A 24,343-nucleotide genomic window follows, 5' to 3' on the forward strand; every position below is an offset into this window, starting at 1 on the left:
CGGCGATGATGGCAGCACCTCCGAAGGAAATCGGTATGTGCAGTCACCTTCGGCTAAGCTAGTTGAGACCGTGCACCGCCTGTCGAACCAGCGGAACCGACTTACCTCGGAGAACGACTCAGGCCAGGCCACCCTGCGGCACCCGGAGGAATCCTCTTACCGCTGCTTCCTTCCGGACCTGACGGGGTTCGTGGCCCTCCGCCGCGCAGGACCCAGCCATCAACGCCGCTCTGTCGAGACAGGCTCGGCTCGCTTGGGCCTCGAGGCGGGGTTCAGCCCCGCTATAGCGGATTGCGGGTTCAGGGCACCGCTAGTTCCCCGCCTAGCACGGTCTCAATTCCCAGGCTAACACAGTAGGCGAGAGGAGGCAAGAGAAAAGAGAGGCGGAGAGGGCGGGATTCGAACCCGCGAAGGATTGCTCCTTACGCGATTTCCAATCGCGCGCGTTAGGCCAACTACGCTACCTCTCCGTGCCTACCTTGACATTATACCCGCGGGCTCGGTTCGGGTCCAATCATGGCCAGCTCAGGACTGAGGGACAGATGCCCAACAAGGCCTCCGCTCAGGCCCTTCGCTGCGCTCACACTAGTGGAAGCTCTCCGACTGCACCGTGGGCACACCTTCCTGCAAGCGGTGCTCGCCCTGCCTCCACCTCTCGACTGTGCCCGATGCATCTACCTTGGGAGAGTGCGCGCCTATGCACGCTGTGCCTCCAAGTGCCTACCGTCATTGGCACGGACTCGCCGGGAGGCTGCTGCAACCTGCCGAGATGCTGGTGCCTTGCCCTCGGGGCCGGCTGAAGAGCCTGCCCTGAGAGCGGGTGACGATGCCATCAGCGCCTTTGCCCCGTGCAACCACAGCCCCCGAGCTCATTCGGCCCCTCGATGTCGACCCCTGGGCCAATCAGGTTGGTTCCCGCTGCGTATCCCGCATAGGGTCGGATGGCAGGGGGCATGCGAGCGCCTAATGCGTCACGTCTGGTGGGGCTTCTGCTTGTGGGGTGAAAGCAAAGCGGCTTGCCGGCGCTGAGATTCCTCGCTGTCGCTCGGAATGACAAGACAGGACAGGTCGTGGTTTGTCGCTGAGGCGGCGCTCTTCGCAGGGAGACGCTGAAGCAGGAGAGCGGCGAGCACCGACGCTGCCCTCGGCAGTGTCATGCCGAGCGACAGTGAGGCATCTCCGGGTTGCGGGTGGAGACCCTCTGTGGACGCTCAGAGCCGGCCCCGCGACTGCCGAAGGGGCGACGCGGAGGCCACTACAGGGACGACGCGGGATACAGCGAGACCGGAGGGACCGTAGCCAGGACCGTACCTCACCTGTGGGCCTACGGCTTTCGCCCGGCTCCCGCTACCTATTATCTCCGACGAGCGCTCCCACCCAGGGGGTGGCGGTCGTCGGCAGGGTGTGATAGAATAGAACAAATGTGCTAGCGCGCGCCTACCGGTGGTTCGCCGCGGTGCGTTCCTGGTGGTATAATGAAGTGTTGGCGCAGTTTCTGCAGCACTCATCCAGGGGCGCAGTTGGCATGGGAGTAATCGACTCCATTTCCGAGGGCCTGGCGGTGGTCAGGCGGCGGCCGGTGATCATGCTGGTGCCCGTACTGGTGGATCTCTTCCTTTGGCTCTCTCCGCAGCTGTCGGTAGAGCCGCTGGCGACGAGATTGGCCGGCACCCTAGCTCGCTCTGTGACGGCCGGTGGCGTGCAACCCTCCGAGTCGGCGGAGGTCATCACGCAGGCCCTGTTGAGTTTGGGCCAGGAGGCAAACCTCCTGGGCCTATTGGCCAGCAGCGTCGTGGGCATACCAAGCCTGTTGGGCGGGGGCATCCCGGACGGCATGTGGCGACCGGCAGGAAGCATCGAGGTGTCTCAGCTACCTGTGGCTCTGTCTCTGGTTGTGGCGCTGGGGTTGGTCGGGTTGCTCATCGCAGCTGTGTATCTGACCGCTGTGGCCGCCGCGGTGCAAGGGCACAAGCTGGGGGCGCCCTTGGTGGCCCGCAAGGCCTGGGCCAATGGCAGGAGGCTGGTGCTGGCGGCGCTGGCCTTGGTAGCGATCGCCATTGGAGTGGCGGTTCCTGTGAGCCTGCTGGTCTCATTGATGTCTCTGATCAGCCCCACGGTCGCCGCTCTGGCGCTCAGTCTACTGGGGATCCTGGCCGTATGGGTAGGGCTCTGGATGCTCTTCTACCTGTTCTTCGTGGTGGACGCCATGGTGCTGCAGGAGATCGGACTACAGAGAGCAGTGCTCAACAGCATCATTGTGGTGCGCTCCAGTTTCTGGTCGGCGTTGGGTCTCATTGTGCTGCTCAATGTGCTGGCCGCCGGTTTCTCCATTGTCTGGCGGTGGGTGGCTGTCAGCGTGCCCCTGGGACCAGCGCTGGCCATGGGCGGCAACACATTCATCGGCAGTGGATTGGTGGCGGCGAGCTTCGTGTTCTACCGGGACCGCTATGAGGCGCTGATGGCAAGGGTGGCTGGTAGCGGTCGTAGGGCGCTATGATCAGGGAGGTTGCTAGATTGGCAACGGTAGAGAGGCAGGCATACGGAGCCGACCAGATCCAGGTGCTGGAGGGCCTGCAGGCGGTTCGCCGACGGCCCGGCATGTACATCGGGTCGACCGACGTGAGGGGCCTGCACCACCTAGTCTACGAGGTGGTGGACAACTCGGTGGACGAGGCACTGGCAGGCGTTTGCGACCGCATCGAGGTTGTGATTGGTCAGGACCTGTCAGTCACAGTATCCGACAATGGTCGGGGCATCCCGGTGGGCATCCAGCCTCAGACGGGCAAGTCGGCGCTAGAGGTGGTGCACACCATCCTGCACTCGGGGGGGAAGTTCGGCGGGGGCGGCTACAAGGTGGCCTCGGGCCTGCACGGTGTGGGCGTCTCGGCTGTCAATGCCCTGTCCGAATGGATGGAAGTGACGTCCTCACCCGAAGGGGACGGGTATAGCTACCGCCAGCGCTACGAGCGGGGCGAACCGGTAACCGAGGTGGAGCGCATCGGACCCGCAGACAGCGCTGGGACTACCACTCGGTTCCGGCCGGATCCCCAGATCTTCGCCGAGATAGACTTCCGTTTCGAGACCCTCACTCAGCGCCTGCGGGAGATGGCTTTCCTCACCCGGGGGCTGCGCATCCGCCTTCTGGATGAGCGGGACGGGCGGGAGGCCACCTACTACTTCCAGGGCGGCATCTCGTCCTTCGTGCGGTATCTGAACCGCAACCGCACGGTGGTGCACCAACCTATCTACGTGGAACGGGAGATCAACGGCACTCTGGTGGAGGCGGTGGTTCAATACACCACCGGCTATTCCGAGTCTGTCTACTCCTTCGCCAACAACATCAATACGGTGGATGGGGGTACCCACCTCACTGGCTTGCGCTCGGCCGTCACCCGCACCCTCAACGACTACGCTCGCCGCAACAACTGCCTGAAGGATACCGAGGGGAACCTGACCGGAGACGACGTCCGGGAGGGTCTCACCGCTGTGGTCAGCGTCAAGCTAACGGACCCCCAGTTCGAGAGCCAGACGAAGGCCAAGCTGGGCAATGCCGAAGTTCGCGGCCACGTGGAGACGGTGGTCTCGGAAGCCATGGCTACCTACCTGGAGGAAAACCCCAGGGAGGCGCGCGCCATCATCGACAAATGCCTGACGGCGGCGCGAGCGAGGATGGCGGCCCGCCAGGCGCGCGACCTGGTCATCCGCAAGAGCGCCCTGGAGAGCATGGCTCTGCCCGGCAAGCTGGCAGACTGCTCGGAGCGCGACCCAAGCCTGTGCGAGGTGTACGTGGTGGAGGGCGACTCCGCCGGTGGCACGGCCAAGCAAGGGCGCGACCGGCGGTTCCAGGCTGTCTTGCCTCTGCGGGGCAAGATCCTCAATGTAGAGAAAGCTCGCCTAGACAAGATACTGGACAATAACGAGGTGAGGGCGTTGATCACCGCCCTGGGGTGCGGCATCGGCGATAGCTTCGACATGTCGCGGCTGCGCTATGGGAGGGTGATTCTCATGTGCGACGCGGACGTGGACGGGTCGCACATCCGAACGCTGCTCCTCACGTTCTTCTTCCGCTACATGCAGCCGCTGATCGAGGAGGGGCACCTGTACATCGCTCAGCCGCCCCTCTACCGGATCGTGGCCAAGGGGAACAAGCACTACTACGTGTACCGCGAAGAGGAGCACGACCGGCTGCTGAAGGAGCTGGACGGCCAGGTGACGGCGGTCCAGCGCTACAAGGGTCTCGGTGAGATGAACTGGGACGAGCTCTGGGAGACAACCATGAACCCTGAGACCCGCACCATCCTGCAAGTTACCATCGAGGACGCTGCGGCTGCCGATCGCACCTTCGACATGCTCATGGGATCGGCGGTGGCGCCTCGGAAGCGCTTCATCCAGACGCACGCCCGGCAGGTACGGAACCTGGACGTCTAGGTCAGCCCGTGATGGCGCCCCGCTGCGGCTGGGGCGGGCGTCACCAGGGCCCTGAAGGCCGAGCGCCGAAGGCGGCCACAGAGTCGTGGCCGCGTTCGGCGCTGGTGCGTCGCATGAGTTAAGAGTGGGGAGAGCTAGGCGGATCCGCGGCCCCGCCGATCATGAATGGTCGGGCCAGTGCAGGGCGAAGGGCCGGCTGTGAGCGGGCTGATACCTTTGGCGGCCGGCCAGAGGGTCGGCTTCGCCTCGCTCTAGTTCCGGGGCTCAGCCTGGAGCGGATTCGCGCATGGGATTCACCCCGCCCTCGGGAGCTACGTCAGGTACTCTTTCAGGCGGCGGCAACGGCGGGGATGCTTGAGCCGCTGCAGTGCCTGAGCCTCAATCTGCCGTATGCGCTCCCGGGTGACGCCGAACCGTCGCCCCACCTCTTCCAGGGTGTAAGTGTAGCCGTCAATGAGGCCGAACCTAAGCTGCAGTATCTTCACTTCGCGAGGAGTCAGGCTGTTGAAGAGGTCCTCCAGGTGATCCTGGAGCATACTAACCGAAGCGGCCTCCACCGGGCTGGGTGCGTCCCCATCCTCGATGAAGTCTCCCAAGGCACTATCTTCCTCCTCGCCCACCGGAGTCTCCAGCGATAGCGGCCGCTGGGCCACCTTCAGGATCTGCTCCACCTTAGCGACGGGCATCTCCATCTCGTCGGCCAGTTCCTCGGGAGTGGGCTCGCGACCCAGGTCCTGGACCAGCTTGCGGGTGGCGCGGGCCAGGCGGTTGATCTGCTCGCACATGTGCACCGGTACCCGGATGGTGCGCCCCTGGTCAGCGATGGCGCGAGTCACCGCCTGGCGAATCCACCAGGTGGCGTAGGTACTGAACTTGTACCCGCGCCGGTAGTCGAACTTGGCCACAGCGCGGATGAGGCCGATGTTGCCTTCCTGTATGAGATCGAGGAAGGGAACACCCCGGCCCATGTACTTCTTGGCCACGCTGACGACCAGGCGGGAGTTGGCCTTGATGAGGTGCTGCTCCGCCTGGTGGCCTCGGAAGGAGATCGCCTTTAGCCGCTGCACTTCCTCCTCAGGGAGGCCGCCCCGGCTCAGCCTGCGGGTGGCGAAGCGACCTTCCTCCATCCGCTTGGCCAGCTCCACCTCCTCCTCTGCCGTGAGCAGGGGAACACGGCCTATCTCGCGCAGGTAGAGGCTCACGGCGTCACTGGTGTCCAGCCCAGCCAATTGGGCCTCGTCCTCTTCAGTACTGACGCGGGCCCTCAGGCGCCTGGCCAGCCATTCGTCCTTCTGATCGGCCTTGCGATACGATATCGCTACTCCCCGGTCGTCGAGGGCGGCGAAGATGCAGTCAACCTGCTCCCCGCTCTCGTCTAGCTCGGGTAGGGCCTCGAGAACGTCGTCGTAGTCCAGGCTTCCCTGCTCTTTCGCCCGGAGTTCAAGCTGCTGGACTATCGCCTCGTGTTCGTCAGCGGTGAGTTGTAGCACTATCTCGCGCTCCTCTGCATAACTGTGTAGAAAGCGAAATCACTCCCGAACGCCCGGGCATCACTACGCTGATAATGACCACCAGAAGAAATCAGAACGAGTGACACGGAAGTCCTGCGGTGGGAGCTAGCATCGAAAGAGAACCGATATCGAGCCGGCCGGGAGAACGGGTGCGGCGGTGAGGTGAAGTGCCCTGCTGGCGCTGCCTCACAAGCGCTCCGCCGTCAGCGGCCGTGTATGAGCCTACCTCCACTGCAGCAGCCTCCGCCTCATTGTGGTGCAGGGTGGCCATCAGCCGAGGGCCGGCCCATCGCGCCGGCGTAAGCGGCATCATCCGATGGCGTGACCATCACCTTGTGACTGGCCCTCGGCCAGGGGCTGGCGCCTCTAGCCTCTCGTCCCTGGCGTCGAGAGGGGACGTCCGCACCCCCGCTGGCCTCCCAGAGGGCATGGGTATCACGTACCAGAGCCAAGAACACCGGTGGAGAGCCAAAGTCGCTATCCACGCCCGCTGGTACTCACGCTGTGGTGTCCGCCATCGGGGTGCTCCAGAAGGTCCGCTGCCCGGCTGGCGGATCGGCGGTCGCGGGCTCCCTGCAGAGTGAGGGAAGCGCGTACCGTCGGTCCGCCCGAGGAAGCACGGATGTCCCCTGACCGCCCATCTGGGCCTGACTGGCACCGGGCGCGGCCGGCAATGAGCCGTCTGGCCCCGGGGGCGCAGGCAGGGGGGCGGAGCAAAGCGGTAAAGCTGGCACCGGGCACATACGAGGCAGTTCGCCGACGGGTGACCGAAAGGGGGTCTGGACGCCTACCGGGAAACCAAGGTACTTCGGCCGTTCTGACGTCTGTGCTTACGTCCCCGATGACGACCGTGCTGCCGAAGTTCCTGGTCAGGCTGTGAGCCTCGATCATCCCTCTCGCCTGGTAGGCTGCTGAGATACGAACCGAAGGTAATTATAGCACAGGGCTGCAAGCTCCTGGCGCCGGCAGACATTTCGGGCAACAGGTCAGGATCGGGGGCGACAGTGCGTCTGGGAAGCGGCAGGCCGCCGTACACCAGCGCCCATGGTCGCCCGTTATTCGCCCAAGGCAGGCCCCGAGGCCGACAACGAGCCAAGGAGGCAGCATCGTGGCAGAGGTCCCGGTCTCTCTTGAGGAGTGACCGCCGCCCGGCGCGCTACGCGAACGGAGGAAGCGAACGTGCCAGCGAGCGCCCTCCGTCGAGGAGGGCGGATCGTGAAAGCACTCAGGGCGTTCTTGCGTGGCCTGAGGGCAACGAAGGGCTAGTGCGAAAGTACTGTTGGCAGGCCGTCGGCCCGATCTTGAGCTGCTGCCAGCGCGGGGTTGGGCGGATGTCGAGGTACGGCGCCACTACAGCATGTCCCTCCATAGGAGCCGAGGCCGTGGGCGCTCGATGGCAATAGCGGCGCAGGCGCTGGGCGTCTGCCCAGTGACAGCCTGGCAGGATTCGCAAGGCACCACGCGCTCTAGGGCAATGGTCCCGGGCCCGGCTCTTCCGCGCGGGCCCGAGGTCTCAACTGCGGCGCATGCACAGGGGGACGAGGATGCGGTGGCCATTCTCCCACGCTACCGTCGCTCCGGGGCTGTTAGAGATGGCCGATACGTTGGGCACCTCGTCCAGGGTCTTGATCGCGAAGTAGTAGGTACGTCCGGAAGTCAACCCGGTGACGGTCATGGACTGCGGTGTTCCGGCGTCTGCGGGGATCGGTATGCCGTGGGATACCGGGGTAGCCGTGCCCCAGTCGGCCTCGGTGATGACCGACGAGCCGTAGCGGACTTGGTAGGCGGTGGCGGTGCCGGCGGTGCCATCGTCGCCGGGAGCGGTCCAGTGGAGCACAATAGTGCCGGCCACGGGGCCGGTAGCTGCTGTCAGGTCGGCTATAGCGGCGGGTGGCGTGGTATCTCCGTTGGTCGAGGGCTCGCCTATCTTGGCCACAAAGGCATCGTAGCTCCCGTTGAAGGTTAGGTCCGGGCCCACCGTCTCAGGGAAGGTGTCAATGGGGTACTCCTCGAAGTCTGGGACAGTGTAGTAGGTGAAGCCGGTGAGGTAAGCGTTGCCTTGGCTATCTACGGCCACTCCCTTGCCCAGGTCAGTAGCGGCGCTACCTACGTAGCCGCAGTACTGGAGCTCGGTGCCATCGGGCCGCACCTTGGCCACGAAGGCATCGCTGTCACCTCCGAACGTGAGCGTCGGGCCCTCGCGCACGGGGAAGGTCGCTTCCGATGAGCTGGTGTATCCGGTGACGTAGGCGGCGCCCTGGGAATCAACGGCTATGTCGGTGCCGCTATCCATGTCTGTCCCGCCGACGTAGCCGGAGTACACCAGCCCGGTTCCGTCGGGCCTCACCTTGGCCACGAAAGCATCCTCGGCGCCGTTGAAGGTCAGGTCCGGTCCTACCAGCAAAGGGAGGTTGCCCGCGCCAGTAGTGCCGGTCACGTAGGCTGCCCCCAGGGCGTCCACCGCGATGCCCTGGCCGGCGAATCCGCCCAGGTAACCACAGTAGACTAACCCTGTGCCGTCGGGCCTGACCTTCGCCACGAAGGCGTTGAAGTCCCAGAAGCCGCCGTTGAAGGTGAGGTCTGGCCCCACGAGCACGGGGAAGCTGACCTGCGTGGACCTGGTCCTGCCAGTGATGTAGGCAGCACCGGACGCGTCTACCGCTATGGCGTTGCCCTCGTCCCGGCCCGTGCCTACGATACGATCCACCACCGATCCGCCGATGTAGCCGCAATACTCTAGCGAGCTGCCATCGGGCCTGACCTTGGCCACGAAGACGTCGCCATCCCCCTTGTAGGTGAGGAAGGGGCCTGCCTGTACCGGGAAGCTATTGTGATCCGACGTCGTTGTTCCCACCACGTAGGCTGCTCCGGAGGAGTCCACGGCTATGCCCGCTGGCGAGTCTTCTTGGAGCCCGCCGATGTAGCCGCAGTACTCCAACGCCGTGCCCGCCGGGTTGACCTTGGCGACGAACGCATCGGCGCCTCCGTTGTGCGTGAGGTCAGGGCCCACCAGGACGGGGAAACTGGCTTCGGTGCTCTCGGTGACGCCGGTGACATACGCTGCCCCGTGGGAATCCACGGCGATGCCCAGGTCGCCGGAATAGGCGTCGCGCAGGGCGCCCCCGATGTAGCCGCAATACTCCAAGGCAGTGCCTTCGGGGTTGACCTTGGCCACGAAGACATCAACCCAGCCACCGTTGAAAGTAGAGTCGGGGCCCACCACCACTGGGAAGCTGTCTTGGTGCGACTGGGTGTTTCCCACAACGTAGGCGGCGCCTTCGGCGTCCACGGCGATGTCATAGCCCTCGTCCGAGTCCGACCCGCCCAGGAAGCCGCAGTAGAGCAGCTCCGGGTCGAGAACGAGGGTGGTAGAGCGATCATAGGGGCCAAGAGTGAAGCCGAAGGAGAGGCCGTCGCCATCCACGGCGTAGGCCGCCTCCACCAGCCGCCGTTCTCCCCCGACGTCCTGGTAGGCCAAAGGCGCCTGATCAGAGATGGTGCGGGCAGGAGTGGCTATCTCGAGAGAGCCGGTCTCGTTCAGGTGCATCGAGGTGGCACCCCGGTAGGCGAGGCGGATACGGGAGGGATCACCACCCGGCCGGACTATGAACTCGTATTTCAGGTTCCCTGCCTCACCGTAGTAGGCCAGGTCTATGCCAGGCCAGAGGTCGGAGTACACCACGCGGTGATAGGTCGGCACGCCGACGTGCCACCGCTCGAGCTGGCTCCGGAAGTAGGACACCACTGTCTGGGCGCGCTCCCGTCCCGCCGGCGTCACGCGAGCGGCGCCCAGGAAGTCCAGCTGCACCACGTGCCTTCTACTGCGAGGGTATGCGCTCCCCGTGGCCACCCCTGGGACATCGGGCGTCGCCCCTTGCAGCACGAAAGTGACACCGTCGGCGGTGAAGTAGACAGTGGCGCTTTGCCCCGGAAGGTAGTAGACGACCCGGCGGTCCAGCTGTCCCTGGTTCTCGATGAAGAGAAGGGGCAAGTGGCCCAGGGCGCCCACCAATCTAGCTCGGTCCTCAAGCGAAACGGATTGCGGAGACGAGCGGCCCACCGCGATTGGCGAGGCCACGGAAGCCGGTTCAGGGGGAAGGGCGGAACCGGCCCGAACGTGGATGGGCGACAAGCAGGAGAGCAGCAGAACTAGGCTCAAGGCGGAATGAAGACACCGACGCGAAGAAGAAGACTGGCTCATGGGGTGCCTCCACGACGGACAGCCTATCGGCCGGAGCGTCAGCTGCCCGCATGGTAGCGGTAGTGTTTGGAGATGTCCAGTGGCCTCGTGCCGGTGTCTGCCATGTCCACGGCCCGGCTACCGGCCGGGCCGTGGGGGTAGGCGAGAGATCCTGCTGGACCGCTACTCGCGCAGGCGCGGGTCGAAGGCGTCGCGCAGACCGTCGCCCAGGAAGTTGAAGGCGAGGACGGTGAGGGTCAGGGCCGTCGCTGGTACCAGGATTACGTGCGGGTACGACCGGATGCCCTGGAAGCCTTCGTTTATCATGATGCCCCAGCTGGGCGTAGGCGGGTTGGCGCCCAGTCCTATGTAGCTGAGAAAGGCCTCGGTCATGATGTAGCCGGGGATGGAGAGGGTCTCGGCCACGATGCACGGACCGAGTATGTTGGGTAGCAGGTGGCGGAAGAGCACCCGAGGCGTGCCCACGCCGATGGCGCGAGCCGCCTCCACGAACTCGCGCTCCTTGTAGGAGAGCACCTGCCCGCGGGCTATGCGCGCCATCCCGATCCAGTTGAGAAGCCCGAGGGCGAGGAACACGAAGAACAGCCCACCCAGGGCAGTGTCCAACCTCACCAGGGCTGCCATCAGCCCGGTCACCTCTCCTCGTCTGGAGACGGCCTTGAAGAAGACCTGCATGAGGATGACCACGATGAGCACGGGCAGCCCGTAGAGGAAGTCCACTATGCGCATCATGAGGTTGTCAACCCATCCGCCAGCATAGCCGGAGATGGTACCGTAGGCTACGCCGACGACGAGGCTCACGGTGGCAGCCACGAAGGCGACCGCGAGAGAAACGCGCGCACCATAGATGGTACGGCTGAGTATGTCGCGGCCTAGGTAGTCGGCGCCAAGCGGGTAATCGGGCCCGGGGAGGGCGTAGTTGTCCTGGAAGTGGGTCTCGGCGTAGCCGTACGGAGCCAGAACCGGGGCGAAGACGGCGACGACGAGCAGAGCGAGGATAAACACACCGCCCGCAGTGGCCACGCGGTTTCTGAACAACTGGTGAAGCGCGTCCGACCAGGGACTACGCTGGCGCCTCTGTGCCCGGCTGGCGAAGACCTGCTGGGCTACTGCCTCCTGAACGGCCATTCTAACTCCTCACTAGATGCGGCGGGGTTCACAGCGGCCCTTCGCAGTGACCTCGTCCGCGACTGCCTACGAGTAGCGTATGCGCGGGTCAAGCCAGGCATAGGTGATGTCCACCGCCAGGTTGGAGAGCACCAGGATGACGGCGTAGATCAGGGTGACTCCCATGATCACGGGATAGTCGCGGTTACTGATGCCCTGCACGAAGTACTTGCCCATCCCGGGAATGCCGAAGACCGCCTCGATAACGATAGTGCCGGTAATGACGGCGGCGAACATGGGGCCCAAGACCGTCACTACCGGTATGAGGCTGTTCTTCAGAGCGTGGCGCACCACCACGGCCCGCTCCCGCAGCCCCTTGGCCCGAGCGGTGCGGATGTAGTCCTCGCGGATGACCTGGAGCAGAGAGGCGCGAGTGAGGCGAGCGATACTGGCGGAAAGGCCCGTGCCCAGAGCAAGAGTGGGCAGGATGGCATGCCGGAAGAACTTCGCCGTCGGGGTAGGAATGAAGCCGAGGAAGAACGGTCGCTCAGCTCCCCACAGAGCCACCGGCAACCAGCCCAGCTTCAGGGCGAACACCCAGTAGAGCACCGGGCCCAGTACCAAAGCCGGGATGGACACGCCCACGATGGCCAGGAAGGAGGCCAGGTAATCGGGAAGGCGGTTGTGGTTGAGGGCAGCGATGATCCCGGCCGGCACGCCGATGAGCAGGGCCAGCCCTATGGCCAGGATGCCTAGCTGAGCGGAGATGGGCAGGCTGTCGCCCACGATGTCGTTGACCGTCCGGTTCCGTTGAGTGAACGAGGGGCCGAGGTCGCCTTCCAGCACTACAGCCTTGAGGTAGTTGAGGAACTGCTCGTGTAACGGCTTGTCCAGCCCGTACTTCCGCTCCAGATTCTGCACCACGGCGGGGGGCAGGTTGCGCTCCCCGGCGAAGTCGAAAGGGCCACCGGGTATGGCCTGCATCAGCAGAAACACGGCCAGCAACAGGGCCAGCAGCACCGGCACAGACCAAAGCAGCCGGCGCACGATGTATGTGGTCATTAAGCATCACTCCGGTAATAGTCGGTCTTCAGTCTCACGCAATCACCGTCGGTCCACATGCGGCCAGTGCACTTGCCGCTGGCCGCATGTGGACCGACGGGGATCTAGGTCCCCGTCGTCGTTCTGCGGGTGGAGACGGGGCCTGTCGCACCCCGTCTCCGATCATTCACAGACGCTCTACCTGCCGGTGGCGGCCTTCTTGGCCTCCCAGTCTATCTTCCACTTCCACACGTGGTCCATGCTCAGGGGGTTCACGATGCGCGTCAGGTACGGCTTGTTGAGCGTGACCCGGGTGTAGAAGTAGATGGGCGCCATGGCGGTGACCTCGTTGTTCAGGATGATCTCCGCCTGCTTGTAGAGCGCGGCGCGGACGTCGGGATCAGTCTCGACCTGAGCCTGCTCCACCAGCGCATCGAACTCATCGTTGTAGAACTTCTCGTAGTTCTCGGTGCTCTTGCTGTGCAGCACGTCGGCCAGGAAGTTGTTGGCATCCAGATAGTCGGCGCACCAGCCCATGCGGAAGATGTGAGGCTTGTCCTCGTCGGGCGAGTCTGGCTTCAGGGTGTTCAGGTAGACTGCCCACTCCTGCTGCTCGATGTTGACCTCCACGTTGAGGACCTCCATCCACATGGCCTGGATGGCCTGAGCGATCTGGAGGTGAGCCTCGGACTGGTTGATCATCAGAGTGATCGGCGGCAGGCCCTCGCCGTTCGGATATCCGGCCTCAGCCAGAGCGGCACGCGCTGCATCCGGATCGAACAACAACCCTACCTCGGGGTCTCCAGCCACGTTGCCGAACACGCCGGGGCAGGTGAAGGAATTGGCGGGACGCTGCTCGCCCTTCAGCAGGGTGTCAATCAGGGTCTGGCGGTCAATGGCGTAGGAGAACGCCTTGCGCACCAGATGATTGTCGAACGGCGGCTTGTTGTTAAGGAAGCCATAGTAGTAGGTGCACAGCCGAGGCAGGATCTGCAGCTCCTGGCTGAGCACTGGGTCGGCCTTGATGCGATCCATGTCGGGCAAGGGCGGGCCCCACCCGGGATCGCCAGCGAAGTCTATCTCGCCGGCTTCGTACATGGCCATGCCGGTGGAGGCCTCAGCCACTATAGGAGCCTGGAGGACCTCGATCTGCACCTGGTCGGCGTCGTACCACAAGGGGTTCTTCACCAGCGTCAGGTGGTCGCCGTGGGCCCATTCCTTGAGCATGTATGGGCCGTTAGTGACGATCAGGCCAGGCTCGATCCAGCGGTCGCCCCATTCTTCGATGGCGGCCTGGGGCTGCGGGCGGAAGATCCACAGGCTGACCATGGCGGGGAAGTAGGTGGCCGGCTGCTTGAGAGTATACTCGACGGTGTAGTCATCAATGGCACGCACGCCCACAGCGTTGCGGAGCTCCTCCAGGCCCTCCTCGCCGACTTCGTCAACGTCGGCAAAGGCGAACTCCTCCGCGCCCACGAGTACAGTGGTGGGGACGTAGGAGTAGGGAGCGCCGGTGCGCGGGTCGAGAGTGCGGAGAATGCCGTAGACCACGTCATGAGCGGTGACCGGGCCGATCTCGTTCACCTGATTGCCCACGAGCTGCACCCACACGGCATCGTCGCGGAGATGGAAGGTATAGACCGTTCCGTCCTCGGAGATGTCCCAGCTGGTGGCTAGCTCGGGCACGACCTCCAGGGTGTCATCGTCGTAGTCGGTGAGAGCCAGGAACATCTGCTCCACCAACCACACCGAGGTAGTGTCCTCACTGATGGCCGGGTCAATGGTGGGCGGCTCGGACCCGAAGATGAAATCGAGGGTCACTCGCTCAGCGCCGGGCTCGGGCGTGGGGGTCACCACCACTTCCTGGGTGACGATCACCTCCTGGGTGACCACCACTTCCTGGGTAACTACCTTCTCGACCTCCTGGGTGACTACGACGGTCTCCTTGATGACCTCCGGCGCCGGTGTGGCGCCGCAGGCCGCCACCACCATAGCAAGGACGGCCAAGATGGCCAGCGCCCCAAACCACTTGCTCTTAGGTCTCATCTATCCCTCCTGACAATGAAAGCACCTCCATGGCTCTTCCATGGGCCGGTACCGACAACACCCGGGAGGCGTCTCCCCCGTACGGTATAGCATCCGCCGGCTCACCTCCTTCTGGCCAGAGCGTCGCAGACTGGCCGTGTGGGTTCTATCCTTCCCGACTCCGGTAACACGCCACCCAGTGGCCTTCGCTGACCTCCTCGAAAGGAGGCTCCTCCTGCTTACAGATGTCCATGACCACGGGACATCTGGTGCAGAAGTTGCATCCCTGAGGCGGGTTGGCAGGGCTGGGCACATCCCCTTCCAGGATGATGCGCTGACGCTTGGCCTCCACCACTGGATCCGGGATGGGCACTGCCGAGAGCAGGGCCCGGGTGTAAGGGTGCCTTGGATCTCGGTACAAGTCCAGGCGCTCAGCTAACTCCACGATCTTGCCCAGGTACATTACGGCGACGCGGTCGCTGATGTGCCTGACGACGCTCAGGTCGTGGGCGATGAACAGGTAGGTGAGCCCGAACTGCTCCTGCAGGTCCTCCAGGAGGTTGATGATCTGAGCCTGGATGGACACGTCCAGCGCCGAGATGGGCTCATCGCATACGATGAAGTCGGGCTGCACGGCTAGGGCCCGGGCCACGCCGATCCTCTGGCGCTGACCCCCAGAGAACTCATGGGGGTAACGGGAGGCGAAGTACGGGTTCAGGCCCACGAGAGCAAGCAACTCGCGGACGCGCTCCTGGAGCGCCCTGCCCTGAGCCAGCCCATGGACCTCCAGGGGCTCGCCGATGATGGAGCCGACGGTCATGCGAGGGTTGAGGGAGGCGTAGGGGTCCTGGAAGATGATCTGCATGTTGCGGCGCATACGGCGTAGCGGTTCGCCCTTGAGCTTCACTAGGTCCACGTCCTGGAAGAGCACCTGCCCGGCCGTGGGTCGGTAGAGCTGCAGGATGGCGCGCCCGGTGGTTGACTTGCCGCAGCCGCTCTCTCCCACCAGGCCCAGCGTCTCCCCTTTCTTGATGTCGAAGGAGATGCCGTCCACCGCGCGAATGGAGCCGATCTTGCGCTGCAGGATGATACCCCGCGTGATGGGGAAATGCATCTTGAGATCGCGAACACGGATCAGAGCGTCATTGCCGTTGTCAGAGGCCATTGCTGCCGTCCGGGATAATATCTTGCCAGCAAGCCACCTTGTGCCCTCCACCGATGGATCGGAGGCTGGGATTGCCCGACCAGCACTTGTCTATGGCCGCAGGACAGCGAGGTGCGAAGGGACAGGCGTCCGGCAGGTCAATCAGGTCGGGCGGAAGGCCCTCGATCGGTATGAGCCTGGTGGCCCTCTCCTCGTCCAGCCGGGGCACCGACCGCAGCAGACCCACGGTGTAGGGGTGCCGGGGGTTGACGTAAAGCTCTTTGACCGGGGCCGATTCGATGATGTAGCCTGCGTACATCACAATGACCCGGTCGGCCAGGCCGGCAACTATGCCCAGGTCGTGGGTGATCCAGATGACGGCCATGCCCAATTCGTCCCGGAGCCGCTTCACCAACTCGATGATCTGGGCCTGGATGGTGACGTCGAGAGCGGTAGTGGGCTCGTCCGCGATGAGAAGCTGAGGGTCGCATGACAGTGCCATGGCGATCATGGCCCGCTGGCGCATGCCGCCCGAGAACTGGTGCGGGTAGTCATCCAGACGGCGATGGGCCTCAGGAATGCCGACCATCCGCAGCAGCTCCACGGTCCGGTTTCGGGCCTCGGAGGAGCTGAGCCCCTGGTGTACCTCCAGCGCCTCGCCCACCTGCCTGCCTATGGTCAGCACCGGATTGAGCGAGGTCATAGGATCCTGGAAGATCATGGAGATACGGTTGCCCCGTATGGTGCGGAGCTGGTCCTCGGGAAGGCGCAGGAGATCCCGATCCTGGAACAGCACCTGGCCACCGACGATGCGGCCAGGTGGCTGGGGAATCAGGCGCATGATCGAGAGCACGCCAACGCTCTTGCCGCATCCGCTTTCCCCCACGATGGCGACGGTCTCTCCCTCGTTGACTTCGTAGGAGATGCCGTTCACGGCCATGACTACGCCGTCTTGGGTATGGAATTCCGTCCTGAGATCCTTGACCTCGAGTAACGCCATGCTGGCTGCTACCTTGCTAGGGCTAGGATTGATGCCCATCCAGGCACGTTCTATTGGCAGGGGCCTGTAGACAACAGAGAAATGCTAACAAGGAGGGAAACGGTTTGTCAAGCTAGATAGTGCAAGGATGGGGTCAGGTTTTCGCTGACGATGTAGGCGCACGGGCTTGGGCAGGGCAACCCCGGTGGCTGGCGCACGTGCCGTTGAGTGCGAGGGAAGGGGTAGTTAGGATGCAAAGGGTCGGAATCTGGCGGGTAGCGGAGCTGACGCTGGAGGCGGATAGGAGGCACAGCAATCCCCTGTACGACGTGGTGGTGGAGGCCCGCTTGCGGGGCCCCGGGGGCCGGGAGCGACGGGTGGAAGGGTTTTGGGACGGAGGCAAGACCTGGCGGGTGCGGTTCGCGCCCGACGCGGCGGGGGAGTGGCACTACGACATCGTCTGCCGCAAAGGCGCAGATCCGGGCCTGGACGGACGCAGCGGCGTGGTACAGTGCGTGGCAGGCGAGCCCGACGCGGCGCTCTTTCGATATGGGCCGGTGGCGGTATCCCCAGACGGCCGGCACCTCATCCACGCCGATGGCACGCCCTTCTTCTGGCTGGCGGACGCGGCCTGGAATGGGGTTCTGAAGGCGAAGCTGTCCGACTGGAAGGCATACCTCCGGACGCGCCGGGAGCAGGGTTTCACCGCGGTGATGTTCGTGCTCACGCACTGGCGGGCCTTCCTGGGCGACGCGCTCGGGGAGCGGGCCTACACCGGGGCGGGGCCGATCCAGGTCAACCCCGGCTTCTTCGCCCGCCTGGACGCCAAGGTAGAGGCGGTGAACCGGGAGGGCCTGCTGGCGGCGCCGGTGCTGCTGTGGGCCATCGCGGCCCCCGATGACCGCAATCCGGGCTACTCCCTGCCCGAGGACGATGCGGTGGCCCTGGCGCGGTACATGGTGGCGCGCTACGGGGCGTATCAGGTGGCCTGGCTGCTGGGCGGCGACGGCGACTACGAGGGGGAGAAGGCGGAGCGCTGGCGCCGGATCGGGCGGAGGGTGTTCGGAGACGGCCACGACCGGCCGGTGACGATGCATCCCCGCGGGGTGCAGTGGGTAGGGGTCGAGTTCCGCCGGGAGGAGTGGTTCGACTTCATCGGGTACCAGAGCGGCCACGGCGACAGCCGTGACCACCTGGCCTGGCTCACGCAGGGACCACCGGCGACGGACTGGGACACGCCGCCGGTACGGCCGGTCATCAACCTGGAGCCCAACTACGAGTATCACGTGTCCTATCACTCGCGGCAGCGATTCACCGACTACCACGTGCGTCGCGCACTGTACTGGAGCCTGCTAGTCTCTCCCACTGCGGGCGTGACGTACGGGCACCACGGCGTGTGGCCCTGGATGGAGGAGCATGCGGTGCCCCCAGACCATCCCAGTAGCGGTGAGGCACCGCCTTGGCACGAGGCCCTGCACAGCCCGGGCAGCATCTCCGTGAGGCACCTGCGTTCGTTCTTCAACGGCATCGAGTGGTGGCGCCTGAGGCCCGCGCCGGAGCTGCTGCTCGCCCAGCCCGGCGGCCACGACCCGGCGGAGTTCGTGGCCGTGGGTGCTACCGCAGAGAGAGACCTCGTGGTGGCGTACTTGCCGAGAGCGGGAGAGATCGGCCTGGCTGGCAGGGAAATGCCGGAAGCGTTCCAGGCGCGCTGGTACGACCCAGCTGAGGGCACTTGGGCAGAGGCAGTTGACCTCGGTGAGGGCTGGCTCCGGTTTCGAGCAGCAGGAGAGAGGGACCGGGTGCTGCTTCTGGAAGGAGTCTGAGAGGCAGGTCGGTGGGACTCAGGTTTCGACATCGCTACCTAGACAGCTGCACTCCTGGGTGGGAGAACGACGTGTGCCTCCTGGGAGACGTGGATGGCGATGGCTACGCCGACGTTGTCATCGGGGGCAAGGAGGGCCAGGACAACCTGGTCTGGTATCGCTACCCCTCGTGGACGAGGCACACCATAGGCACGGCCAACCTGGAGGCCGGAGGTGTCCTGCTCGACATAACCGGGAACGGGCTACTTGACCTGGTGGCGGGGAGGCCGTCGGGCGGTAGGGAGTTGTACTGGTTGGAGAACCAGGGCACCGGGCGCTGGCCGATGCGGGTGATCGAGGACGGGCTGTGCAAGTACCACGACCAGGCAGTCGGCGATGTGGACGGCGACGGGAAAGCGGAGATCGTGGTTGCCTCTCAGGAAGCCGGCATGTTGGTGTACTACGATCTGCCTCCCGACCCGCGGGTATCTCCCTGGCCTTCGGAGTGCAGGCACCTGGTATGCGAAGACCTGGTGGTAGAAGGGCTGGCAGTGGCGGATCTGGACGGCGACGGCCGGCAAGAGATTGTGGCCGGACCCAACTGGTTTGAACCGCCCGAGAGTGCCGGCAATAGGTGGACGCGTCACCAGTTCGCCGACTTCCGCGATTGCAGGGTGGCGGTGGGCGACCTCAACCGCGACGGTTGGCCTGAGATCGTGCTATGCGAGGGGGAAGCGGATCGAGGAAGGTTGTCCTGGTTCGAGGGAAGGGGGTGGGAGAGGGAGCACCTGATCGCGGACGACCTCTTTCACCCGCACAGCCTGGCGTTGGCGAGCTTCGGCGGCGGCGTAGAGCTCGACGTGTTCGCGGCTGAGATGGGTTTGGGCCGCCACGAGCGGGCCCGGGTGCTCATCTACGTGAACCAGGGGCAGGGTCAGTTCGAGGAGTTCTTGGTGGCGGTGGGGCATCCGACTCACGAGGCCAAGGTGGGCGATCTGGGAAAGACCGGCCTGCCGGACATAGTGGGCAAACCGTACCGGCCGGGACGGTACGTGGAGTGGTGGGAGAACGTCTCCTGGCCGGGGTAAGGACGACGGAGCGGCGGTAGTCGCCAGTGCACAGCTCGTTGGGGGCTGCAGCGAGGTCGGTGCCGCGGTTGCCGGGAGTGGTGTGGGCGGGTATAATGGGAGCTGTAGGGCGACGTAGCCAAGTGGCAAGGCAGGGGTCTGCAAAACCCCCATCGCCGGTTCAAATCCGGCCGTCGCCTCAGAGAGGAAGACGCGTGCCCACTGGCGTACAGTGGGCGTGTGTCGTTTTGGGGCGGTGGCGAAACGGCAGACGCTGCGGACTTAAAATCCGCTGGCCGCAAGGCCATGTGGGTTCGAATCCCACCCGCCCTACCTCCTCTGCCGGGACGGCGTTGGCGCTCGTCGCCCTAGGTGAGGCTCACAGCCGCTAGGGAGGCGGCTGGGCCGCCCCCTCTCTCTCAGAGCTGGGTGCCACAGGCAGCGTCCCTCGGCCAGCACACCCAGCGGCAAGGTGCGCGCCGAAGCTGTGACCAGGCTGCTCGGCGATGCCCGACGCCCGATCCGGTGCCGGGCGACCTACTCCGCTTTCGGCGAGACCTCGGCCTCCACGCCGGGCAGCTCTCCCGGGCGCTGGGAGAGCATGCCCAGGCGCATCTTGATGGACGCGGTCAGCGCTGCATCGGTGGTCAGGGTGGAAGCCCGATCCAGTGCCTCGATGGCCTTGCCCACTTCGCCCTGCATCTCGTAGACGCTGCCCAGGGCCAGGTAGGCCATGGCCGAGGTGTCATCGGCCTCTACGGCGGCCAAAGCGGCCTCTTCCGCCTTGTCCGCGGCATCCACTCCCCCTTGCGAGGCCATCTTGTAGTAGATCAGGGACAGGTTGGCGTAGTAGTCGGCCTGGCTGAGTTGCTGGCGGGCCCGGTCCAGGTACTGCTGGGCCTCATCGCTACGGCCCAGCTGGGTGAGGATGGCCCCGATGGCGAGGGGAGCCTCAAAGCCCTCAGCGCCGTCCTCCAGTGCAGCCATGTACTCGGCTAAAGCCGTCTCCAGCTGGCCCTGGGTGAGGTAGCTCTCGGCGCTACGCAGGCGATCGCTGGCGCCGTTTGATGATGGGGCGAGGAACACCTGATAGGCCACCGCCAGGATCACCACAGCTACCGCTGCTACCCCCAGCCTGAGGCCCAGGCGACGCAGCCGCTGGCTCCGCTCTTCGGCCACTATCACATCCAGACGCATCCACCAGTCTTCATTGCCGGCGCCGACCTCCCGACGGAGCTCCTCGAACCTGCTTCGGCCGACCTTGCGCACCAGCAGGGCGGCGTTGCTGCGGAAAGCGCCCTCAAGCGTCTGCAGGCGGGAGCGCTCGGCCTTGAGCTCCACCCCGAACTGCTGCTCCAGCCTGGGGATGGACTTCTCGATCACGTGCATCGTGCGAACTGCCTCGGCAGCCTGCTCGCCGGTGCCGCGCCTCAAGTCGGCGATGGCCAACTCGGTCTGGCGCAGCAGGTCTCGCAGCTCGCTGGCGCTCTTCACGGTGTCGTGGGTGACGGGGACTCCATCAGTGTTGGCTGGGTCGCGCATGTGCGTGCCTCCTTCGGCTTCACATGTGACAGTCGTGGATTCTCCTGCATTGGCTGCCCCCACATTATACGCAAGGTTTCGCCGTTTTGCCCCCTCGCTTGCCGGTGCCGCTTGGCGGCCGCTAGGGCGCAGCGGCCATGTCCGTAGCCACGCGCCGGCGCAATGTCCTGTCTCAAGCCGCGCCCTGCCTGGAGTCCATGGGCCGGACCGACGCGCGCATACTTGACTGGCGTAGTAGACCGTCACCACCAGTGGGCGTAGACTACCCTAGGCGTTTGCCGCAGGTGCTCTTTCGGCCGAAGGGGGCCGGACGATGAGCCGCGGGAGTCACCTTTCGTCAGTCAGAGGAGCGTTACCATGTCGACTCAGGACCGCGAGACGCACGAGAGCCACCCCCAGGATCATGCCCGTCACCACCACGAAGCGGAGCCGGTGGAGCTCCAGGCCATGGACCACAACCTCCATGGCCGGCACGTGAGCCGCCCCGGGAAGGAGCCGGAGCACCGGGCTCACGCAGATCACACCGGGCACGAGGAGATGTTCCGTCGCCGCTTCTGGGTGTGCTTGGTGCTATCGGTGCCGGTGCTGCTCTACAGCCCCTTCATCCAGGAGCGACTGGGGTTCACCGCTCCCGAGTTCCCCGGCAGCCAGTGGGTTACTCCGCTGCTCTCGGTGGTCATCTTCCTCTACGGTGGCCTGCCTTTCCTGCAGTTGGCGGTTCCGGAACTGCGCCAGCGCCAGCCGGGCATGATGACGCTGATATCGCTGGCTATCACGGTGGCGTTTGGCTACAGCCTGGCGGCGCTGTTCCTGCCCGCGGGGGACACCTTCTTCTGGGAGCTGGTGACCCTAATTGACATAATGCTGCTAGGGCACTGGCTAGAGATGCGCAGCGTGCGCCGGGCCTCAGGAGCACTGGGGGAGCTGGCCAGGCTCATGCCCGACACTGCCGAGCGCATCCGGCCCGACGGCTCGGTGGAGCAGGTTCCGGTGAGTGAGCTCAATCGGGGTGACCTGGTGCTGGTACGGCCAGGGACGAGCGTGCCCGCCGACGGGGAGGTGGAGCAGGGCGAGTCGCGCGTGAACCAGGCTATGATCACGGGGGAGTCCCGGCCGGTGGCGAAGGGGCCGGGCGACCGGGTCATCGGGGGGACGATCAACGGAGATGGGAGCCTGCGGGTCCGGGTGACGGCCACCGGGCAGGAGACGGCTCTGGCCGGAATCATGCGCCTAGTAGAGGAGGCCCAACAGAGCAAGTCCCGCACTCAGGTTCTGGCCGACCGGGCGGCGGCCTGGCTCTTCTACATCGCCCTGGCGGTGGCCGCGATCACGGCGGTGGCCTGGACGCTGGCGGTGGGCTTCCGGGTGGACGTGGTGGCCCGGGTGGCCACGGTATTGGTGATCGCCTGTCCGCACGCCCTAGGCCTGGCCATCCCGCTGGTGGTGGCCATCACCACGACGATCGGGGCCAACAACGGCATCCTAATCCGCGATCGGCTGGCGTTGGAGGAGGCTCGGGAGGTAGACGTGCTCATCTTCGACAAGACGGGCACTCTCACCCAGGGCGAGTTCGGGGTAGTGGGGATGGCGACCGCTAACGAGTCCGGTGAAGAGCAGGCACTGGCGTTGGCGGCGGCGGTGGAGGGGGACTCGGAGCACACCCTTGCTCGTGGCATTCGACGTACGGCCCAAGAGCGGGGGCTGCGCCTGCCGGAGGTGAGCGACTTCGAGGCCATCAAGGGGCGGGGCGTCCGGGCGCGCAGCGATGGACGGACGGTGTACGTGGGCGGGCCCAGACTGCTGGAGATGCTGGGGCTGGAGTTGCCGGAGCCTCTGACGCGGTTCGAGCGCGAGGCCAGCGGCAAAGGTCAGACGGTGGTGTACCTGACCGACGAGGCGCGGGTAGAGGCGGCCTTCGCCCTGGCGGACACCATCCGCCCGGAGAGCCGTCGGGCGGTGGACCGGCTTCACCAGATGGGCGTGGAAGTGGCCATGCTGACGGGGGACAGCGAGGCGGTGGCGCGGGTCGTGGCCGAGGAGCTGGGCATAGACCAGTACTTCGCCGAGGTGCTGCCCGAGCACAAGGACGAGATGGTGAGTCGGCTGCAGCGTCAGGGAAAGAAGGTGGCCATGGTGGGCGACGGGGTGAACGACGCCCCGGCGCTCGTGCGCGCCGACGTAGGCATCGCCATCGGCAGCGGCACCGATGTGGCCATCGAGTCGGCCGGCATTATCCTGGTCAAGAGCGATCCGCTGGACGCGGTGAAGGTCATCGAGTTAAGCCGACAGACGTACCGCAAGATGGTGCAGAATCTCGCCTGGGCCACGGGCTACAACGTGGTGGCGCTCCCGTTGGCGGCCGGGGTGCTGGCGCCCTTCGGCATACTGCTCACGCCGGCGGTGGGGGCGCTCTTCATGTCCCTGAGCACAGTGATCGTGGCCATCAACGCTCAGACGCTGAGGCGGTGGCGGGGCACGACGGAGTAGGCGTTTTCCATCGTCTGACGGCCGGCACCTGGCGCAGTCTGCCATTCCCTGGGGTTGACCGGCGGAGACGGCGTGTCTATCTTGCCGGGCGAGCCATGAAGGCCGCCACGCGGGCCGTGGCGAGGGGAGGGACGTGGCAGGGAGATCCGGCCGTCACTGGTGGTTCATTGACGAAGGCCGTTGCCCAGGGCAGCTGACACTAGGAGGCGAGCTGGTCCGCACGGGCGACGAGCGAGGGTTAGGCGCCGAGGGCGACGGTGTGGCCCCGATGGCCTTCATTGGCGTCTGCCGCCACAGGCGGGGATCTACGTGGCCTGAAGGGGCGGACGCGATCTGTTCGCTGCGGGTTCACAGCGGCCGCGGCCGGATGGCGGGTGAGGGCACTGTCCTTGCCGGCTGAGGATGACCGTGTAGCGGTAGGGCCGGTTCGTAGCACCCGAGGTCTTCCCTGGCTTGGCAGGGCCCGTCAGGCGGCGTGGCTGCGGCCTTTCCTTGCCCTGGTGTCAGTGGTCTTCTTGGGGCAAATTGCCATCGCCCCCGGCCAGTCCCTGATCTCGGTGTACGTGGAGGCCGTGCTGGGGCGTTCCCCGGCGTTCACCTCCAACCTGCTCTCCACCCGTCTGGTGCTGGGTGCGGTGGCAGCGCTGGTGGGGGGTGGACTGGCGGACGCCTACGGCCAGAAGAGAGTGATGGCCCTGGGAGCCTCCGGGCTGCCTCTGGTGGGGGCGGCATTCCTGCTGAGGTCGCCGGCAGCGCTGGTCCTGCTCTGGGCCTATGTGGGCTTCTCCCTAGGTCTATACACGCTAGGGCGGCAGGCGTACAGCTTGGCGTTGGTGCCGCCTCACCGGTTGGGGGTCGCCTTCGCCATCATCTTCACCGGCATCACCTTGGGGGGAGCGGCGGGCAACCTGGCGGCTGCGGCCGTCATCAGGGAGCGGGGCTTCGGCGCCCTGGGCGTGCTCGCCATCGTGGTAGGAACGCTGGTCTTCCTGGGGGTCGGCCTCGCCAT

The 24,343-nt window shown here is 65.3% G+C and carries 14 protein-coding genes, 3 tRNA genes and 1 other RNA gene; 8 read left to right on the forward strand and 10 right to left on the reverse strand.

All coding sequences use genetic code 11. From position 1 onward, the window contains the following. Nucleotides 1-68: 68 nt before the first annotated feature. Together ffs and HPY83_09480 are read right to left on the reverse strand one after the other, a co-directional pair. Nucleotides 69-331: signal recognition particle sRNA large type (gene ffs / locus HPY83_09475), an RNA gene on the reverse strand. A 53-nt stretch (nt 332-384) separates the two neighbouring features. Continuing rightward, a tRNA-Ser gene (locus tag HPY83_09480) sits at nt 385-470 on the reverse strand. A gap of 1,055 nt (nt 471-1,525) precedes the next feature. On the opposite strand from HPY83_09480, the gene HPY83_09485 reads away from it, so the two are divergent. Then, nucleotides 1,526-2,497, forward strand: coding sequence for a hypothetical protein (locus HPY83_09485; GenBank protein NPV08177.1), 972 nt, complete (start codon nt 1,526-1,528; stop codon nt 2,495-2,497). Beyond that, a complete protein-coding gene (gene gyrB / locus HPY83_09490; protein ID NPV08178.1) occupies nt 2,494-4,428 on the forward strand; it encodes a DNA topoisomerase (ATP-hydrolyzing) subunit B in 1,935 nt (644 codons plus the stop codon). The genes HPY83_09485 and gyrB overlap by 4 nt, the downstream gene beginning before the upstream one ends. A 311-nt stretch (nt 4,429-4,739) precedes the next feature. Here gyrB and rpoD read toward each other — a convergent pair whose 3' ends face one another. The 7 genes from rpoD to HPY83_09525 form a co-directional block, all read right to left on the reverse strand. Continuing rightward, a complete protein-coding gene (rpoD, locus tag HPY83_09495; protein NPV08179.1) occupies nt 4,740-5,921 on the reverse strand; it encodes an RNA polymerase sigma factor RpoD in 1,182 nt (393 codons plus the stop codon). Between the two features lie 1,531 nt (nt 5,922-7,452). Beyond that, nucleotides 7,453-10,140: a hypothetical protein gene (locus HPY83_09500; protein ID NPV08180.1), complete on the reverse strand. Its 2,688-nt coding sequence runs from the start codon at nt 10,138-10,140 to the stop codon at nt 7,453-7,455. Between the two features lie 162 nt (nt 10,141-10,302). Further along, the gene (locus HPY83_09505; GenBank protein NPV08181.1) at nt 10,303-11,268 is read right to left on the reverse strand and encodes an ABC transporter permease; all 966 of its coding nucleotides are present in this window, start codon (nt 11,266-11,268) and stop codon (nt 10,303-10,305) included. A 66-nt stretch (nt 11,269-11,334) separates the two neighbouring features. Then, on the reverse strand, nt 11,335-12,309 hold the full coding sequence (locus HPY83_09510; protein NPV08182.1) for an ABC transporter permease: 975 nt from the start codon (nt 12,307-12,309) through the stop codon (nt 11,335-11,337). A gap of 177 nt (nt 12,310-12,486) precedes the next feature. After that, nucleotides 12,487-14,334: a peptide ABC transporter substrate-binding protein gene (locus HPY83_09515; protein ID NPV08183.1), complete on the reverse strand. Its 1,848-nt coding sequence runs from the start codon at nt 14,332-14,334 to the stop codon at nt 12,487-12,489. Between the two features lie 145 nt (nt 14,335-14,479). Continuing rightward, nucleotides 14,480-15,478: a dipeptide ABC transporter ATP-binding protein gene (locus HPY83_09520; GenBank protein ID NPV08184.1), complete on the reverse strand. Its 999-nt coding sequence runs from the start codon at nt 15,476-15,478 to the stop codon at nt 14,480-14,482. Further along, nucleotides 15,468-16,457 (reverse strand): ABC transporter ATP-binding protein, encoded by a 990-nt coding sequence (locus HPY83_09525; GenBank protein ID NPV08185.1) that lies wholly within the window; start codon nt 16,455-16,457, stop codon nt 15,468-15,470. The genes HPY83_09520 and HPY83_09525 overlap by 11 nt, the downstream gene beginning before the upstream one ends. Before the next feature lie 230 nt (nt 16,458-16,687). Here HPY83_09525 and HPY83_09530 point away from each other — a divergent pair, with 230 nt between their 5' ends. The 4 genes from HPY83_09530 (at nt 16,688) to HPY83_09545 (ending at nt 19,638) form a co-directional block, all read left to right on the forward strand. Then, nucleotides 16,688-18,259: a DUF4038 domain-containing protein gene (locus tag HPY83_09530; GenBank protein NPV08186.1), complete on the forward strand. Its 1,572-nt coding sequence runs from the start codon at nt 16,688-16,690 to the stop codon at nt 18,257-18,259. An 11-nt stretch (nt 18,260-18,270) separates the two neighbouring features. Then, nucleotides 18,271-19,326: a VCBS repeat-containing protein gene (locus HPY83_09535; GenBank protein ID NPV08187.1), complete on the forward strand. Its 1,056-nt coding sequence runs from the start codon at nt 18,271-18,273 to the stop codon at nt 19,324-19,326. A 108-nt stretch (nt 19,327-19,434) separates the two neighbouring features. Further along, nucleotides 19,435-19,505 (forward strand) — tRNA-Cys (locus HPY83_09540). Between the two features lie 50 nt (nt 19,506-19,555). Continuing rightward, nucleotides 19,556-19,638, forward strand: a tRNA-Leu gene (locus tag HPY83_09545). A gap of 204 nt (nt 19,639-19,842) precedes the next feature. On the opposite strand, the gene HPY83_09550 is transcribed toward HPY83_09545, so the two are convergent. After that, nucleotides 19,843-20,847 (reverse strand): tetratricopeptide repeat protein, encoded by a 1,005-nt coding sequence (locus HPY83_09550; GenBank protein NPV08188.1) that lies wholly within the window; start codon nt 20,845-20,847, stop codon nt 19,843-19,845. Between the two features lie 357 nt (nt 20,848-21,204). On the opposite strand from HPY83_09550, the gene HPY83_09555 reads away from it, so the two are divergent. Together HPY83_09555 and HPY83_09560 are read left to right on the forward strand one after the other, a co-directional pair. Next, the gene (locus HPY83_09555) at nt 21,205-23,334 is read left to right on the forward strand and encodes a copper-translocating P-type ATPase (GenBank protein ID NPV08189.1); all 2,130 of its coding nucleotides are present in this window, start codon (nt 21,205-21,207) and stop codon (nt 23,332-23,334) included. Nucleotides 23,335-23,723: 389 nt separating this feature from the next. After that, a partial coding sequence (locus HPY83_09560) for an MFS transporter (protein ID NPV08190.1) occupies nt 23,724-24,343 on the forward strand: 620 nt, incomplete at its 3' end.

The sequence above is a fragment of the Anaerolineae bacterium genome, from assembly GCA_013178015.1.
Lineage (GTDB): Bacteria > Chloroflexota > Anaerolineae > DRVO01 > DRVO01 > Ch71.